Raw genomic sequence first — 17,054 nt, forward strand, 5'->3', positions numbered from 1 at the left:
AATAGACTCCTCTCCAACGTTTATTGGCAGAGGAGATCGAGATGGGTTTGTTAGTCGAAGGTCGCTGGCACGACCAGTGGTATGAAAGCAAGGACGGCACCTTCCAGCGTGAACAGGCGCAACGCCGCCATTGGATCACCGCCGACGGCAGCGCCGGCCCCACGGGCGACAGCGGGTTTACCGCCGAGTCCGGGCGCTACCATTTGTATGTGTCCCTGGCCTGCCCCTGGGCCCACCGGACGCTGATCTATCGCAAGCTCAAAGGCCTGCAAGACCTGATCGATGTCTCGGTGGTCAGCTACCTGATGCTGGAAAACGGCTGGACCTTCGACAAGCGCCATGGCTCCACTGGCGACAAACTCGATCACCTGGATTTTCTGCACCAGCGCTACACCGCCGATACGCCGGACTACACCGGTCGTGTCACCGTGCCAGCGCTGTGGGACAAACGGCAACAACGCATCGTCAACAACGAATCAGCGGAAATCATCCGCATGTTCAACAGCGCCTTCGACGGCTTGACCGGGAACGACCTGGACCTCTACCCCGAGCACCTGCGCAACGACATCGATACGTTGAACGAACGCATCTACCCGGCCGTGAACAATGGCGTGTACCGCGCCGGGTTCGCCACCACTCAGGCGGCCTACGAAGAAGCGTTCGATGGTTTATTCGCCGAACTGGACCGCTTGGAGGGATTACTGCAAACCCGACGCTACCTGACCGGTGAATACCTGACCGAGGCCGATATCCGCTTGTTCACCACGATCATCCGTTTTGACGCGGTGTATTTCGGTCATTTCAAATGCAACCTGCGGCGCATTGCGGACTATCCGAACCTGTCGAACTGGTTGCGGGAGTTGTATCAGTGGCCGGGGATTGCCGAGACCGTGGACTTCACCCACATCCAGCGCCATTACTACGGCAGCCACAAGACCATCAATCCCAACGGGATCGTGCCCAAAGGGCCGGAGCAGGATTTCAGGGTTGCCCATGATCGGGAGCGGTTGAGTGGGAAAGGGATTTGGCGTGGGCCCCGGGATTGATTCGGGATCTTTGTTGCAGTTGAGGGCCTCTTCGCGAGCAAGCCCGCTCCCACATTGATCGCGTTCAGCCGAAGAATTGAGGCCTACGCCGATCCAATGTGGGAGCGGGCTTGCTCGCGAAGGGCGCGACGCGGTCTCTAGACCTGCCCCTGAGCCCCTTCAAACCACGCCAGTTTTTCACGCAGTTGTACCACTTCCCCAACGATCACCAGCGTCGGCGCATGGACCTCATGCTCGGCCACCAGCCGCGGCAAGTCCGCCAGAGTGCCGGTGAACACCCGCTGGTTGGAGGTGGTGCCTTGCTGAATCAGCGCCGCCGGTGTGTCCGCCGAGCGACCGTGCTTGATCAACTCGTCGCAGATGATCGGCAGCCCCACCAACCCCATGTAAAACACCAACGTCTGCGCCGGGGAAACCAGGTCCGACCACGGCAGGTCGCTGGTGCCGTCCTTCAGATGGCCGGTGATGAAGCGCACCGACTGGGCATAATCGCGATGGGTCAGCGGGATCCCGGCGTAGGCTGCGCAGCCGCTGGCCGCGGTGATACCCGGAACCACCTGGAACGGGATGCCATGGGCCGCCAGCTCTTCGATTTCTTCACCGCCACGACCGAAGATGAACGGATCACCGCCCTTCAACCGCACCACACGTTTGCCTTGCCGGGCCAGGTCGACCAATTGCTGGTTGATCTGGTCCTGGGGCACCGCGTGCTCGGAGCGACGCTTGCCGACGTAGATCCGCTCGGCATCGCGTCGGCACAGCTCAAGTATCGCCGGCGCCACCAGACGGTCGTAAAGCACCACGTCCGCCTGCTGCATCAGCCGCAAGGCGCGGAAGGTCAGCAGGTCCGGATCCCCAGGGCCTGCCCCCACCAGATAGACCTCACCCGGTGCATTCGGCGCCTGGCCTGCAATCTTTTCACGCAACAGGCGCTCAGCCTCGGCGCCCTGCCCGGCCAACTGCCGGTCAGCGATAGGCCCCTGGAACACCTCTTCCCAGAACGCCCGGCGTTGCTGCACATCCGGGAACAGCCCTTTGACCTGACTGCGAAAACGCGCCGCCAGTCCGGCCAGTTGCCCATAGGTCGAAGGAATCCAGGTTTCCAGCTTGGCCCGGATCAACCGCGCCAGCACCGGCGCATCGCCGCCACTGGACACCGCGATCACCAGCGGCGAGCGGTCGACAATCGCCGGGAAGATCACACTGCACAGGGCCGGTGCGTCCACCACGTTGACCGGCACGCAGCGCTTGTGGGCATCGGCCGACACCTGAGCGTTAAGCGGCTCGTCGTCGGTGGCGGCAATGATCAGGCCGCAACCGTCCAGGTCCGTTTCGAGGTAACCACGCAGGACACATTCGCCACCGCTGCCACTGACCAACTCAAGTAGTTGCGCCTCGATATGCGGTGCGACCACCCGCAGCACTGCACCGGCATCGGCCAGCAGGCGAGACTTGCGCAAGGCAATCTCGCCGCCGCCGACCACCAGCACACGGCTGCCGCGCAGGTTGTGAAACAGTGGCAAATAGTCCATTTAACCGATGACCTCAATGCCGCCCATGTAGGGCTTCAACACGTCGGGAACCCGGATCGAACCGTCGGCCTGCTGGTAGTTTTCCAGTACCGCCACCAGGGTGCGGCCCACGGCCAGGCCGGAGCCGTTGAGGGTGTGGACCAGCTCCGGCTTGCCGGTTTCCGGGTTGCGGAAACGCGCCTGCATGCGGCGGGCCTGGAAGTCGCCACAGTTGGAGCACGAGGAGATTTCGCGGTACTTGTCCTGGCTCGGGATCCAGACTTCCAGGTCGTAAGTCTTCACCGCACTGAAACCCATGTCGCCGGTGCACAGCGCCAGGGTGCGGTACGGCAACTCCAGCAGCTGCAGGACTTTTTCGGCGTTGGCGGTCAGGCTTTCCAGCGCTTCCATGGATTTCGACGGTTCGACAATCTGGACCATCTCGACCTTGTCGAACTGGTGCTGGCGGATCATGCCGCGTGTATCACGGCCCGACGCCCCGGCTTCACTGCGAAAGCACGGCGTATGAGCAACGAACTTGATCGGCAGTTGCTTGGCGTCGACGATCTCGCCGGCCACGATGTTGGTCAGCGACACTTCGGCGGTCGGGATCAGGTACAGGTCGGCCTCGCCTTCGCGGCTGATCTTGAACAGATCTTCCTCGAACTTCGGCAACTGGCCAGTGCCCTGCAAGGCTGGCGCCTGAACCAGATAAGGGGTGTAGGCTTCTTCGTAACCGTGTTCGGTGACGTGCAGGTTGATCATGAACTGCGCCAGGGCGCGATGCAGACGGGCAATTGGCCCACGCAACAAAGCAAAGCGAGCGCCCGACAGCTTGGCGGCGGTTTCAAAGTCCAACCAGCCGAACTTCTCGCCCAGGGCCACGTGATCCTGAACCTGAAAATCGAAGGTTGTCGGCGTGCCCCAACGGCGCACTTCGACGTTGCCGTCTTCGTCTTCACCGACCGGAACCGATTCATGCGGCAGGTTGGGGATACCCAGCAGGATCGAATCCAGTTCGGTCTGGATCGCGTCCAGCTCGACCTTACCGGCACTCAACTCACCCGCCATGCGCTCGACATCGGCCATCAGCGGTGCGATGTCTTCGCCGCGCTGCTTGGCCTGACCGATGGATTTGGAGCGCGCGTTACGTTCAGCCTGCAGGGCTTCGGTGCGGGTCTGGACGGTCTTGCGCTGTTCTTCCAGCGCTTCGATGCGCGCGACGTCCAGGGCGAAGCCACGGGATGCCAGGCGGTCCGCTACGTCCTGAAGGTTGCTACGTAACAGTTTGGAATCGAGCATGTCGGTCTCTCGTTATCAAAGTTTGGTCAGGGACAGGCCGGCCCAGGTGGCGAGCAGCCCGCCGAATACGCTGATGGCCGCGTAGCCCAGGGCCAGCGGCACCTGCCCGCTTTCCAGCAGGCGTACCGTATCCAGTGAAAAGGATGAAAAAGTCGTCAGGCCGCCAAGAAAGCCGACCAACAGCCCCGCGCGCACCTCGATGGGCACCTCGGGGCGAATCAAAAACAGACCGTATAGAACGCCGATCAGCAGACAGCCCACGATATTAACGGCCAGCGTGGCGGTATAGAAGTGCCGTGGCCAATTTGCGTTGACCCAATTGCCGGTGGCAAAGCGCAACAACGTGCCGGCGACGCCACCTGCGGAGACTGCGAGGATCAAGGGGATCAAGGTTTTCTCCGTTGCCGTGGACTCAGACGGTCCAGTTGTGCCAGGTGATTGAGTTTTTCGCCGATCTTCAGTTCAAGGCCTCGGGGCACCGGCTGATAGAACGACTGGGGTTCGAGTTCTTCGGGAAAATAGTCTTCGCCGGCGGCATAGGCGTCCGGTTCGTCGTGAGCGTAACGGTATTCATCGCCGTAGCCCAATTGCTTCATCAGTTTGGTCGGCGCGTTACGCAGGTGCAGCGGCACTTCCAGGGAACCGTGCTCGGTGGCGCTGCGCATCGCGGCCTTGAAGCCCATGTACACCGCATTGCTCTTTGGCGCGCAAGCCAGGTACGTGATGGCCTGGGCCACGGCGAGTTCGCCTTCCGGGCTGCCGAGGCGCTCCTGCACATCCCAGGCCGCCAGGCACAGGCTCAGGGCGCGGGGGTCGGCATTGCCAATGTCTTCGCTGGCCATGCGCACCACTCGGCGCGCCAGGTACAACGGATCGCAGCCACCGTCGATCATTCTGGCGAACCAGTACAACGCCGCGTCGGGGTTGGAGCCGCGTATGGATTTGTGCAGCGCCGAAATCTGGTCATAGAACGCCTCACCGCCCTTGTCGAAGCGTCGACGGGTATCGCCCAAGAGGCTTTGCAGCAGTTCAACGCCGATCTCGCTGTTGTCTTCGGCCAGGTCCGAGGCGTTTTCCAACAGGTTGAGCAAGCGCCGGCCATCGCCGTCGGCGGCAGAAAACAGGATCTGGAAGCCTTCGTCGCTGAGGCTCAACTGGCGCTTGCCCAGGCCGCGCTCCTCGGTCAGCGCCCGGTGCACCAGCTTGCGCATCGCCGCCTCGTCGAGGCTCTTGAGCACATAGACCCGCGCCCGAGACAGTAGGGCGTTATTGAGTTCGAACGAAGGGTTTTCGGTGGTCGCGCCAATGAAGATAAGCGTTCCGTCTTCGACGTAGGGCAGGAACGCGTCCTGCTGCGACTTGTTGAAACGGTGCACTTCATCGACAAACAGAATGGTGCGCTTGCCGTACTGCCCGGCCTGTTGCTTGGCGACTTCCACCGCCTGGCGGATTTCCTTGACCCCGGCCAGCACCGCCGAAACCGTTTCGAAATGGGCATCCGAAACTTCTGCCAGCAGCCGTGCCAGGGTGGTCTTGCCCACGCCCGGCGGCCCCCAGAAGATCATCGAATGCAGCGCGCCCTGCTCCAGCGCTTCGCGCAGAGGCTTGCCGCGAGCGAGCACATGCTCCTGGCCGACGTACTCATCCAGGTTGGTCGCGCGCAGGCGGGCGGCCAATGGCTGGGCAATCGGGGCGCTTCGAAACAGGTCCATCACTACTTACACAACCTCCGCTGGGTCCTGGTGCCGATCCTCTCTGCCGGAGCAGATCTGTGGGAGCAAGGCTTGCCCGCGATACAGACACCTCGGTGCGTCTGGTAGACCGAGGCGATGCAATCGCGGGCAAGCCTTGCTCCCACAGGCCATTTCCCACAGGGGCTTTGTGTTTATTCCTGGATTACATCAGCACCCTTGGGGATGTCGAACTTGAACTTGGCCGCAGCGATCGGCTCGTTGGCCTTGACCCCGGTGAACAGGATATTGGTGCGCTGGCCGACACTGTCGATCAGTTGCATGTCGTTGACCAGGCCATTGCGGAATGACAGGCGCAGGCTGTCAAACAGGCTGTCCTTGGTCTTGGGCTTGAGGGTGAAGTCAATCACGCCGCCGGCCTCTTTGGAGCTGATGTCGAAACTCTGGCTGATCTTGGAAACATCGCCGGAGAGCAGCAACGCCGGGGTCTGGGTCAAGCGCTGGTCCAGGGTCTTGATGGTGACCTGCTCCAGGTCTGGGTCCCACAGGGAGACTTTCTTGCCATCGGACACCATCAGTTGTTCAGCCGGTGCATCGGTGTGCCAATAGAACAGGCCCGGACGTTGCAAGGCCATCTCACCCGCGGTCTCCTGCAACTGGGTACCACTGCCGTCGAGGGTCAGCTGGGAGAAGCGAGCGGTCAGGGTCTGGGAACGTTCCAGCAACTGGGTCAGGCGGGCCACGTCCTTTTCATCGGCGTGGGCCGACAAGGTGGTCAGGGCCAGTACGGGCAACAGCAACATGCGAATCAGGCGCATGGGAGTCCTCTTGAAGTCGTGGGAGGTCAAGCGGCGTGTCGCCAGGCCGCTCAGGTCATTAATCGCGCATCGGGCCCGGCGCCAGTACTTCGCGCGAACCGTTGGTGTTCATCGCCGTGACGACCCCGGCCATTTCCATGGCCTCGATCATGCGTGCGGCACGGTTGTAGCCGATCTTGAGCTTGCGCTGAACGGCGGAAATCGAGGCCCGGCGGCTTTCCAGGACGAACTGCACCGCTTCGTCATAGAGCGCATCGGTTTCGGCATCGTCATCGCCACCACCGCTGCTGCCCTCAAAGCCGCTGCCAGCCTCCTCGACACCGTTGAGGATGTCGTCGTTGTATTCAGGGGCGCCACGCAGCTTCCAGGCTTCAACGACCCGATGAACTTCATCGTCGGACACGAACGCACCGTGCACACGAATCGGCAGGCTGGTGCCCGGCGGCATGTAGAGCATGTCACCGTGGCCCAGCAACTGCTCGGCGCCACCCTGATCGATGATGGTCCGCGAGTCGATCTTGCTCGACACCTGGAACGCCATGCGGGTCGGAATGTTGGCCTTGATCAGGCCGGTGATCACGTCCACCGACGGCCGCTGCGTCGCGAGAATCAGGTGGATACCAGCAGCACGGGCCTTCTGGGCGATACGGGCGATCAATTCTTCGACCTTCTTGCCGACGATCATCATCATGTCGGCGAATTCGTCCACCACCACCACGATGGTCGGCAGCTTGTGCAACAGCGGCGCTTCGTCGTGGATGTTTTCGCGGTGATACAACGGGTCGGCCAACGGCGTGCCGGCCTCCTCGGCTTCCTTGACCTTGGCATTGAAGCCCGAGAGGTTGCGCACGCCCATCTTCGCCATCAGCTTGTAGCGGCGCTCCATCTCGGCGACGCTCCAGCGCAGGGCGTTGGCGGCGTCCTTCATGTCGGTCACCACCGGGCACAGCAGGTGCGGAATACCTTCATAGATCGACAGCTCGAGCATTTTCGGGTCGATCATGATCAGCTTGGCGTCTTCGGGACCTGACTTGAACAGAATCGACAGGATCATCGCGTTCACACCCACCGACTTACCGGAACCGGTGGTACCGGCCACCAGCAGGTGCGGCATTTTCGCCAGGTCAGTGATGACCGGCTTGCCGCCGATGTCGTGGCCCAGGGCCAGGGTGACCGGCGACTTGTGGTTGTCGTATTCAGGGGTGGAGAGCACTTCGGAGAAGCGTACGATCTGCCTATCTTCGTTCGGAATCTCGATGCCCACGGTGGTCTTGCCGGGAATCACTTCCACTACGCGCACGCTGGTCACGGCCAGAGAACGCGCCAGGTCCTTGGCCAGGTTGGCGATACGGCTGACCTTCACGCCGGCGGCCGGCTGGATTTCGTAACGGGTAATCACCGGACCCGGGTGGATCGAATCCACCGAAACCTCGACGCCGAACTCCTTGAGCTTGATTTCCAACAGGTGACCGACGGCCGCCAGGGATTCGGGGGAATAGTTGAGCTGTTTCTTTTCGGCCGGGTCCAGGATCGAGATCGGCGGCAAGGTGCCTTCCACTGCGCTGTCGACGAACAGCGGCGCCTGTTTCTCTTTCTGTACGCGCTTGCTCTGCTCCGGCGCCTTGGCCGGCGCCATGGTGATGACCGGCGGCACCTGTTTCTCACGCTCGGACATGTGCTTGCTCAGAGCCTGCTCACGTTCGATCAAGCGTTCCTTGACCTTGGCCTGCTCGCGCTTGTCCGTGACGGTCGGGGCCACCACGTCGTGGACGCGGTCATCCACCTCGCGCAGTTGCGCCACCAGTTGCTTGCGCTCGGTGCGCGCCGCCCACCAGCGATTCATGGCCCCCTGGATCAGCTCGATCAGGTCCAGGGTGATCTTGCCGGTGACATCCATCACCTTGAACCATGACAGATCGGTGAACACCGTCAGACCAAACAGGAACAGGGCGATGAACAGCAGCGTGCTGCCCTGGATGTTCAGGGCATTTTTGGCCAGCTCGCCAAGACTTTCCCCCAGCGCGCCGCCCGCTCCGGCCGGCAGGCCGGTGGGTGCGTGGAAATGGATGTGGGCCAGCGCGGCGCCCGACAGCACCAGGAACACCAGGCCGATCAGGCGCCAGGAAAACAGCCAGCCACTCCACTGCCAGGGCTCGTGGCGCTGACGGAAAATCTGATAGGCCTTGATCGCCAGCAAAAGCGGAAAGATGTAGGCGAAATAGCCCAGCACCATGAACAGGATGTCGGCGCTGTAGGAACCGGCCGGACCGCCGAAATTCTGCACATCGTCGATCTTGCTGTTGTGGCTCCAGCCCGGATCGTCCTTGCCATAAGTCAGCAAGGCCATCATCAGGAACAGGCACAAGGCGCCGATGGCGATCAACGCACCTTCCTTGAGCCGGTAGTGCAATTGCTGGCGCCAGAGCGGAACGACTGTTTTAGGTGCTGCGGTGGATTTCTTCAAAACGCTTCTTTTCCTGCGCCAAAGGCGCGTCCATCTGTTGAATGACTATAAAAAACTGCTCATCACGAGCAGGCAAAAAAGTGAATGTGCACAACCGGTACTACTTTTACCACTGTGACGTGCATCCAGAAAACCGCAGGTGTTGCCGAAGATTTTGATCTTTTGCCTCTCCTGCGTTCAAAACTCAAGCATTGTACGGGTTTGTCGGCCCCAAGGCATTGCCCGCACGATGGGCTACAGCATAGCCAAAATCCAGCTGTGCTGGCGTCAATTGGAGCATGCATTCTCTTTCGTGACAAAGGCTTATGAGGTGTTTTTATGAGCGAAGTGAAGCATTCACGCCTGATCATTCTCGGTTCCGGCCCCGCGGGATACAGCGCCGCTGTCTATGCCGCCCGTGCCAACCTCAAACCCGTTGTCATTACTGGCCTGCAGGCCGGTGGCCAGCTCACCACCACCGTCGAAGTCGACAACTGGCCCGGCGATGTCGAGGGCTTGACCGGTCCAGTGCTGATGGAACGCATGCAACGCCACGCCGAACGCTTCGACACGCAGATCGTCTACGACCATATCCACACCGCCAAGTTGCAACAGCGCCCTTTCCAACTCATCGGCGACAGCGGCACTTACACCTGCGACGCACTGATTATCGCGACCGGCGCTTCAGCTCAATACCTGGGCCTGGCCTCGGAGCAGACCTTCGCCGGCAGGGGCGTTTCCGCTTGCGCGACCTGCGACGGATTCTTTTACCGCAATCAGGTCGTGGCGGTGGTCGGTGGCGGCAATACGGCGGTTGAAGAGGCCTTGTACCTGTCCAACATCGCCCGTGAGGTCCACCTGATTCACCGCCGGGACAAACTGCGCGCAGAGAAAATACTGCAGGACAAGCTGTTCGAAAAAGCCAGCCACGGCAACGTGAAACTGCACTGGAACCAGAATCTGGATGAAGTGCTGGGCGACGCCAGCGGCGTGACCGGCGTGCGTCTGCGCCAGAGTGAGACTGGCCAGAGCAGTACCTTGTCCCTGGCCGGTGTGTTTATCGCGATCGGCCATCAACCCAACACCGAGTTGTTCCAGGGCCAACTGACAATGCGCGACGGCTACCTGATCGTCCGCGGCGGCAGCGAGGGCAATGCCACTGCAACCGATATCGAAGGTGTATTCGCCGCCGGCGACGTGGCCGATCACGTGTATCGACAAGCCATTACGTCGGCCGGCGCCGGTTGCATGGCCGCACTCGACGCCGAGAAGTATCTCGATGACATTCCGGTGGCTTGACGGTTAACCTTGAGGCGGGCTCTTGTCTGCGTCTGCGCACAAGAGCCGCCCTCCCCTTCTGCACGCCCGGATGACCATGCTGACTTGGCTACAACGCAACACGTTCGATTTTCCGCCACTGGCCAAAGCCCTGAGCGACCCCAACGGCTTGCTGGCCGCCGGTGGCGACCTGTCCGCCGATCGGCTGATCCGGGCCTATCGCCACGGCTGTTTCCCGTGGTTCTCCGAAGGCCAGCCGATTTTGTGGTGGTCACCGGATCCACGCACCGTACTGTTTCCCGACGAACTGCATGTATCGCGCAGCCTGGGCAAGCTTCTGCGCAAGCAACGCTATGCCGTGACGTTCGACAAGGACTTTGCCGCTGTCATCGAGGCCTGCGCCGCGCCCCGAGACTATGCTGACGGCACCTGGATCACCGAGGCCATGCAGACCGCCTATCTGGAGCTGCATCGACGCGGTTTCGCCCATTCAGTGGAGGTATGGGACCAAGGTATGTTGGTGGGTGGCCTGTATGGCCTGGCCATGGGGCAGCTGTTTTTTGGCGAGTCCATGTTCAGTCGGGCCGACAACGCCTCGAAATTCGGCTTCGCCACCCTGGTCCAACATCTCAAAGCGGCCGGTTTCGTGCTGATCGACTGCCAAATGCCCACCGAACACCTGCACAGCCTGGGCGCCCGGTCGATCCCAAGGACTGAGTTTGCCGGCTACCTCAAGGCGCATCTGGACCAGCCCAATCACGCAACCTGGGTTTGCTGAGCGACAATGGCGCTCCTGGCTTACACTTAATCCAAAGCTTACTCCCGAGGGTTGATCATGACCGAGTTGGCGCGCTTGAAGTTTTATGCCACTCAACCCCACTCTTGCAGTTACCTGCCCGAGGAGCAGGCCACGACGCTGTTCCTCGATCCTAGCCAGCCCATGGATGTGCATGTCTACGCAGACCTGTCGGAGATGGGCTTCCGTCGCAGCGGCGATCATCTCTACCGGCCCCATTGCCAACATTGCAATGCGTGCGTTCCGGCGCGCATTCCCGTGGCTCAGTTTGTACCCAATCGCCAGCAGAAGCGGATTTTCAAGCGCAACGCCGATCTTCAGGTCCGACCAGCCAAGCCGCAGTTCAGCGAAGAGTATTTCGATCTGTACCAGCGCTACATCGAGCAGCGCCACGCCGACGGCGACATGTACCCACCCAGTCGTGATCAGTTTTCGACCTTTCTGGTCCGCGACCTGCCCTTTTCCCGCTTCTATGAGTTCCGCCTCGAAGGGCGACTGGTGGCCATCGCCGTCACAGACCTGCTGCCCAACGGGCTTTCGGCGGTGTACACCTTCTACGAGCCCGACGAAGAACGGCGCAGCCTGGGGCGGTTTGCCATTCTCTGGCAGATCAACGAAGCCCGGCGCCTGAGGCTGGAAGCGGTGTACTTGGGCTACTGGATCAAAAACTGCAAAAAAATGAACTACAAGACCCAATATCGCCCCATCGAATTGCTGATTAACCAGAGATGGGTCGTCCTCAGTTAGAACCCCTTGGCTTAAACCCCCTTTTTCGGGCACAATGCACGCCGCTTTTGCCTGGCGCAGTTGCACCGGGCCATTCACTGGATACCGAGGGCTTTACTGCATGTCGAAAGAAGACAGCTTCGAAATGGAAGGCACTGTCGTCGACACCCTGCCCAACACCATGTTTCGTGTGGAGTTGGAAAATGGGCACGTCGTAACCGCGCACATCTCCGGCAAGATGCGCAAGAACTACATTCGTATTCTTACCGGTGACAAAGTGCGCGTCGAGCTGACGCCCTATGACTTGAGCAAAGGGCGCATCACTTACCGCGCTCGCTAACAAGTCAATACAAAACGCCCGGCTGATGCCGGGCGTTTTTGTTTGCCTGGGATTTGTCTCACTCTCCAGAAACACACAAATCCCTGTGGGAGCGGGCTTGCTCGCGAAGGGTCAGTTTGCATAGATGTTGAATGTACAACCGCATTCGCGAGCAAGCCCGCTCCCACAGGAGATCGGCGTGTTTCTGAAGTCAGCAAAAAGGCGCCTTTCGGCGCCTTTTGCTTTATTGCAGCTAACGATCAGGCCATTTCAGCCGTGGTTTCGAAGTCGAAGGTCAGCTCGCCGTCCTTGATGTCGATGTGGACCACACCGCCATGTTCGGCCAGTTCGCCAAAGAGGATTTCCTCCGCCAGCGGACGCTTGATCTTGTCCTGGATCAGGCGAGCCATCGGCCGCGCGCCCATTGTCACATCGTAACCGCCGGCCGCCAGCCAACTGCGGGCCGCATCGGTGACTTCCAGCAGCACACGCTTGTCTTCGAGCTGCGCCTGAAGTTCGGTAAGGAACTTGTCCACCACACTCTTGATGACCTCATGGCTGAGGCGACCAAACTGGATAATGGTGTCCAGGCGGTTGCGGAATTCAGGCGTGAAGCTCTTCTTGATCACTTCCATCGCATCGGACGAATGGTCCTGATGGGTGAAACCGATCGAAGCGCGAGCTGCGGTTTCTGCACCGGCGTTGGTGGTCATGATGATGATCACATTGCGGAAATCCGCCTTGCGCCCGTTGTTGTCGGTCAGCGTACCGTGATCCATGACCTGCAGCAGCAGGTTGAAGACTTCCGGATGCGCCTTCTCGATTTCATCGAGCAAGAGCACGCAATGCGGCTGCTTGGTGATGGCCTCGGTCAGCAGACCGCCCTGGTCGAAACCGACATAACCCGGAGGCGCACCAATCAGACGCGACACGGTGTGACGCTCCATGTACTCGGACATGTCGAAGCGAACCAGCTCGATCCCCATCGCCTTGGCCAATTGCCGTGCAGCCTCGGTCTTGCCGACACCGGTAGGACCTGCGAACAGGAAGGAACCCACCGGCTTGTCCGGCGACTTGAGACCGGCGCGGGACAACTTGATGGCGGTAGACAGCGAATCGATGGCCGCATCCTGACCGAACACCGTCAGCTTCAGATCGCGCTCCAGGTTACGCAGCAGCTCCTTGTCGGAACTGGTGACGTGCTTGGGCGGAATCCGCGCGATTTTCGCGACGATGTCCTCAACCTGTGGCACTTCGATGCGCTTGACGCGCTTCTCCACGGGTTGAAGGCGCTGATAGGCACCCGCCTCGTCGATCACATCAATGGCCTTGTCCGGCATGTGCCGGTCATTGATGTAACGCGAGGCCAGCTCAGCGGCGGCGCGCAGCGCCTCATCACTGTATTCGATATTGTGATGCAGCTCGAAACGCCCCTTCAGCCCACGCAGGATACCGATGGTGTCTTCCACCGAAGGCTCCGACACATCGACTTTCTGGAAACGCCGGGCCAGGGCACGGTCCTTCTCGAAAATCCCGCGAAATTCCTGGAACGTGGTCGAACCGATGCAGCGGATATCACCCGAAGACAGCAGCGGCTTGAGCAGGTTCGAGGCATCCATGACGCCACCGGACGCGGCACCGGCACCAATGATGGTGTGGATTTCGTCGATGAACAGGATCGCCTGCGGACGCTTTTTCAGCTCGCCCAGCAAGGCCTTGAAGCGCTTCTCGAAATCACCGCGGTACTTGGTGCCCGCCAGCAAGGCCCCCAGATCGAGGGAATACACCACACTGTTGGCGAGCAGGTCCGGCACCTGGTTGTCGACGATGCGCTTGGCCAGGCCTTCGGCGATCGCAGTCTTGCCCACGCCCGCCTCGCCCACCAGCAGCGGGTTGTTCTTGCGGCGTCGGGCCAGGATCTGCGCGACCCGTTCGACTTCCGCCTCGCGTCCGACCAGTGGATCGATACGCCCCTGGCGCGCCAGTTCATTCAGATTGCTGGCATAGGCGTCCAGCGGATTGCCTGAAGAAGAAGACTCACCGCCCTCGTCATCCTGCATATCCTGTTCACCTTCGGAGTGATCGCCGTGCCCAGGCACCTTGGAAATGCCATGGGCGATGTAATTGACGACATCGATGCGCGCAACACTCTGCTGCTTGAGCAGGAAAACTGCCTGGCTTTCCTGTTCGCTGAAGATGGCGACCAGGACGTTGGCGCCGGTCACTTCACGCTTACCCGAGCTCTGTACATGGAAGACAGCACGCTGCAGGACACGCTGGAAGCCCAGGGTTGGCTGGGTTTCACGATCCTCGTCATGAACGGGGATCAATGGCGTGGTGGAGTCGATGAACTCCTGCAAATCATGCTTGAGTTTATCGAGGTTTGCGCCACAGGCACGCAAAACGGTGGCGGCAGCCTCGTTATCCAATAGGGCCAGCAGCAGGTGCTCGACGGTCATGAATTCATGACGCTTCGAACGAGCCTCCTTGAAGGCAAGATTGAGGGTGACTTCGAGCTCGCGGTTTAACATAGCTTCACCTCATACCCAAGTGGTCGGCGTTAACCGTCCTTCTCGATTTCACAGAGTAGCGGATGCTGGCTTTCCCGGGCGTACTGGTTGACCTGCATGGCCTTCGTCTCGGCGATGTCGCGGGTAAACACTCCACATACTGCCCGTCCCTCTGTATGGACGGCCAGCATGACCTTGGTCGCCAGCTCGCGATTCAGGTTAAAAAACACCTCGAGCACTTCGACGACGAAATCCATCGGTGTGTAGTCATCGTTGAACAAAACCACCTTGTACATCGGTGGCGCCTGTAATGCAGGCTTTGCTTCCTGAACAGCAATGCCTGCGGAATCGTCGTCATGTAGATCCGGGCGATCCTGATTGAATGTTAGTCGAATCTGGCTGATTGCATGCATGGAAAGAAAGGTTCGTTTAGTTGGCAAATACAGTGATGGGGGCGCTTGCAGGCGATTTCAACCACGACCGCCGGGTCGCCTTGACTATCGGGAAAACGGTGTTACAACCAATAGAGCCCATCGTGGGTTAAAAAGGTCCGTGGAATCGATCCTGTTTTCCAAGATTAGACTGCGGATGGACTGGATGATACTCCACTGACGGAGTGTGTTGCAGAGGGATATGGCCTATGTCGGTCGTCAAGATGAGTGGCAAAGTCAAATGGTTCAATAACGCCAAGGGCTACGGTTTCATTATTGCCAACGGCAGGGATGAAGACCTTTTCGCCCATTACTCGGCGATTCAGATGGATGGCTATAAAACCCTGAGAGCCGGACAACGCGTCACATTCGAAGTTATCCAGGGGCCCAAGGGCCTGCACGCGGTCAATATTGCGGCGGACACCGTTGAAGATACCCCTTGCGCCACCCCTGTCAATGTCATGACCACTGAAGTCCATTGATCGGCACAAGCCTCCCCCGACACCAAAAATGCCCGACTCGATCACTCGAGCCGGGCATTTTTTTGCTGGCTGGCGATCCGCTTACATGTGCGAAATCAGTGCATCACCGAAGGCCGAGGAAGACAACAGCGTAGCGCCGTCCATCAGACGTTCGAAGTCATAGGTCACGGTCTTGGCCGAAATTGCGCCGTTGGTGCCCTTGATGATCAGGTCGGCCGCTTCGGTCCAACCCATGTGCCGCAGCATCATTTCCGCCGACAGGATCAGCGAGCCCGGGTTGACCTGGTCCTTGCCGGCATACTTGGGTGCGGTGCCGTGAGTGGCTTCGAACATCGCCACGGTGTCGGACAGGTTGGCGCCCGGTGCAATGCCAATCCCCCCCACTTCCGCCGCCAGGGCGTCGGAGAGGTAGTCACCGTTGAGGTTCAGGGTCGCGATCACGTCATATTCGGCCGGGCGCAGCAGGATTTGCTGGAGCATGGCATCGGCGATGGCGTCCTTGACGATGACGTTCTTGCCGGTTTTCGGGTTCTTGAACTGCATCCACGGACCGCCGTCGAGCAACGTCGCGCCGAACTCCTCGGCCGCCACTTCGTAGGCCCACTCCTTGAAGGCACCTTCGGTGAACTTCATGATGTTGCCTTTATGCACAATGGTCAGCGAATCGCGGTCGTTGTCCACTACATATTGCAAGGCCTTGCGGGCCAGACGCTGGGTGCCCTGCTTGGAAACCGGCTTGACGCCGATGCCGCAGTTCTCGTCGAAACGGATCTTGGTCACGCCCATTTCTTCTTTCAGGAACTTGATGACCTTGGTGGCTTCGGCCGAACCGGCTTTCCACTCGATGCCGGCATAGATGTCTTCGGAGTTCTCACGGAAGATCGTCATGTCCACGTCGCCAGGCTTCTTGACCGGGCTTGGCACGCCTTCGAACCAGCGCACCGGACGCAGGCAGACATACAAATCGAGCTGCTGGCGCAGGGCTACGTTCAGCGAGCGAATACCACCACCGACCGGCGTGGTCAGCGGGCCCTTGATGGAAACCACGTAGTCTTTGACCGCGTCCAGGGTTTCCTGGGGCAGCCAGGTGTCCTGGTCGTAAACCTGGGTTGCTTTCTCACCGGCGTAGACCTCCATCCAGGAAATCTTGCGCTTGCCGCCATAGGCCTTCTGAACCGCAGCGTCCACCACCTTGATCATGACCGGACTGATATCGACGCCAATGCCGTCGCCTTCAATGAAGGGGATGATCGGGTTGTCGGGAACATTAAGAGAATGGTCTGCATTGACGGTGATTTTGTCACCGACGGCTGGAACCTGAATCTTTTGATACCCCATGCTGAACTCCATTGCTTGGATTGAACATCTGGCTGCGTTCGAGCGTACCCCAGTTGAATCGGCGCGCAAACCCTACGTTAGGCTCATCCGGGGGAATAGCTTGCAGTTAGCGGTGTACAACCCTGAAAACCAAGGGAAAAGCGCCAAACATGAGCATAGTCCGCTCCTTGGGTACTGCGACGTTTAGACCAATGGACGTGTACGGAAGTCTATGAACCATCGGCAGATTGCCAGCTACCTATGTATAATGCCGCCGCTGACCACAGGGTCACGCTGGCTGAGTGCTCTATCACAGGACTTTCCGCCAGTTTAAAAGCCGGACCGTTACCGCGGCCCAACCGCTTGACGCTCGACTGATGCACC

At 59.9% G+C, this 17,054-nt stretch carries 15 protein-coding genes; 6 read left to right on the forward strand and 9 right to left on the reverse strand.

Going from position 1 to position 17,054, the window contains the following annotated elements:
- Window positions 1-41 precede the first annotated feature (41 nt).
- The gene (locus BMY45_RS15810) at window positions 42-1,046 is read left to right on the forward strand and encodes a glutathione S-transferase family protein (RefSeq protein WP_092399171.1); all 1,005 of its coding nucleotides are present in this window, start codon (window positions 42-44) and stop codon (window positions 1,044-1,046) included.
- 137 nt (window positions 1,047-1,183) lie between these two features.
- Here BMY45_RS15810 and cysG read toward each other — a convergent pair whose 3' ends face one another.
- From cysG to BMY45_RS15840, 6 genes are all read right to left on the reverse strand, one after another.
- Window positions 1,184-2,578: a siroheme synthase CysG gene (cysG, locus tag BMY45_RS15815; RefSeq protein ID WP_092399173.1), complete on the reverse strand. Its 1,395-nt coding sequence runs from the start codon at window positions 2,576-2,578 to the stop codon at window positions 1,184-1,186.
- Window positions 2,579-3,859: a serine--tRNA ligase gene (gene serS / locus BMY45_RS15820; RefSeq protein WP_092399175.1), complete on the reverse strand. Its 1,281-nt coding sequence runs from the start codon at window positions 3,857-3,859 to the stop codon at window positions 2,579-2,581.
- A gap of 15 nt (window positions 3,860-3,874) precedes the next feature.
- On the reverse strand, window positions 3,875-4,249 hold the full coding sequence (gene crcB / locus BMY45_RS15825) for a fluoride efflux transporter CrcB (RefSeq protein WP_047227715.1): 375 nt from the start codon (window positions 4,247-4,249) through the stop codon (window positions 3,875-3,877).
- Window positions 4,246-5,571: a replication-associated recombination protein A gene (locus tag BMY45_RS15830; protein WP_092399177.1), complete on the reverse strand. Its 1,326-nt coding sequence runs from the start codon at window positions 5,569-5,571 to the stop codon at window positions 4,246-4,248. Before BMY45_RS15830 ends, crcB begins: the two co-directional genes overlap by 4 nt.
- A 173-nt stretch (window positions 5,572-5,744) precedes the next feature.
- Window positions 5,745-6,368, reverse strand: coding sequence for an outer membrane lipoprotein periplasmic chaperone LolA (gene lolA / locus BMY45_RS15835; RefSeq protein ID WP_092399179.1), 624 nt, complete (start codon window positions 6,366-6,368; stop codon window positions 5,745-5,747).
- A gap of 58 nt (window positions 6,369-6,426) precedes the next feature.
- Window positions 6,427-8,832, reverse strand: a complete 2,406-nt coding sequence (locus BMY45_RS15840) for a DNA translocase FtsK (RefSeq protein ID WP_092399181.1) — start codon at window positions 8,830-8,832, stop codon at window positions 6,427-6,429.
- Window positions 8,833-9,150: 318 nt separating this feature from the next.
- Here BMY45_RS15840 and trxB point away from each other — a divergent pair, with 318 nt between their 5' ends.
- From trxB to infA, 4 genes are all read left to right on the forward strand, one after another.
- Window positions 9,151-10,110 carry a thioredoxin-disulfide reductase gene (gene trxB, locus BMY45_RS15845; protein ID WP_092399183.1) on the forward strand — a complete coding sequence of 320 codons (960 nt, stop codon included), beginning with the start codon at window positions 9,151-9,153 and terminating at the stop codon, window positions 10,108-10,110.
- Window positions 10,111-10,186: 76 nt separating this feature from the next.
- Window positions 10,187-10,867 (forward strand): leucyl/phenylalanyl-tRNA--protein transferase, encoded by a 681-nt coding sequence (aat, locus tag BMY45_RS15850; protein ID WP_092399362.1) that lies wholly within the window; start codon window positions 10,187-10,189, stop codon window positions 10,865-10,867.
- 57 nt (window positions 10,868-10,924) lie between these two features.
- A complete protein-coding gene (locus BMY45_RS15855) occupies window positions 10,925-11,632 on the forward strand; it encodes an arginyltransferase (protein ID WP_092399185.1) in 708 nt (235 codons plus the stop codon).
- A gap of 100 nt (window positions 11,633-11,732) precedes the next feature.
- The gene (gene infA, locus BMY45_RS15860; RefSeq protein ID WP_002553999.1) at window positions 11,733-11,951 is read left to right on the forward strand and encodes a translation initiation factor IF-1; all 219 of its coding nucleotides are present in this window, start codon (window positions 11,733-11,735) and stop codon (window positions 11,949-11,951) included.
- A gap of 239 nt (window positions 11,952-12,190) precedes the next feature.
- On the opposite strand, the gene clpA is transcribed toward infA, so the two are convergent.
- Together clpA and clpS are read right to left on the reverse strand one after the other, a co-directional pair.
- Complete coding sequence (clpA, locus tag BMY45_RS15865) at window positions 12,191-14,461, reverse strand: ATP-dependent Clp protease ATP-binding subunit ClpA (protein ID WP_047227721.1); 2,271 nt, start codon at window positions 14,459-14,461, stop codon at window positions 12,191-12,193.
- Between the two features lie 29 nt (window positions 14,462-14,490).
- On the reverse strand, window positions 14,491-14,853 hold the full coding sequence (gene clpS / locus BMY45_RS15870) for an ATP-dependent Clp protease adapter ClpS (protein WP_015094394.1): 363 nt from the start codon (window positions 14,851-14,853) through the stop codon (window positions 14,491-14,493).
- A 242-nt stretch (window positions 14,854-15,095) separates the two neighbouring features.
- Here clpS and cspD point away from each other — a divergent pair, with 242 nt between their 5' ends.
- Window positions 15,096-15,353, forward strand: a complete 258-nt coding sequence (cspD, locus tag BMY45_RS15875; RefSeq protein ID WP_177193358.1) for a cold shock domain-containing protein CspD — start codon at window positions 15,096-15,098, stop codon at window positions 15,351-15,353.
- Between the two features lie 81 nt (window positions 15,354-15,434).
- Here the strand turns inward: cspD and icd are convergent, their stop codons facing one another.
- Window positions 15,435-16,691, reverse strand: a complete 1,257-nt coding sequence (gene icd / locus BMY45_RS15880) for an NADP-dependent isocitrate dehydrogenase (protein ID WP_092399189.1) — start codon at window positions 16,689-16,691, stop codon at window positions 15,435-15,437.
- Window positions 16,692-17,054 lie beyond the last annotated feature (363 nt).

The sequence above is a fragment of the Pseudomonas sp. NFACC39-1 genome (genome assembly GCF_900110355.1).
Taxonomy (GTDB): domain Bacteria; phylum Pseudomonadota; class Gammaproteobacteria; order Pseudomonadales; family Pseudomonadaceae; genus Aquipseudomonas; species Aquipseudomonas tehranensis.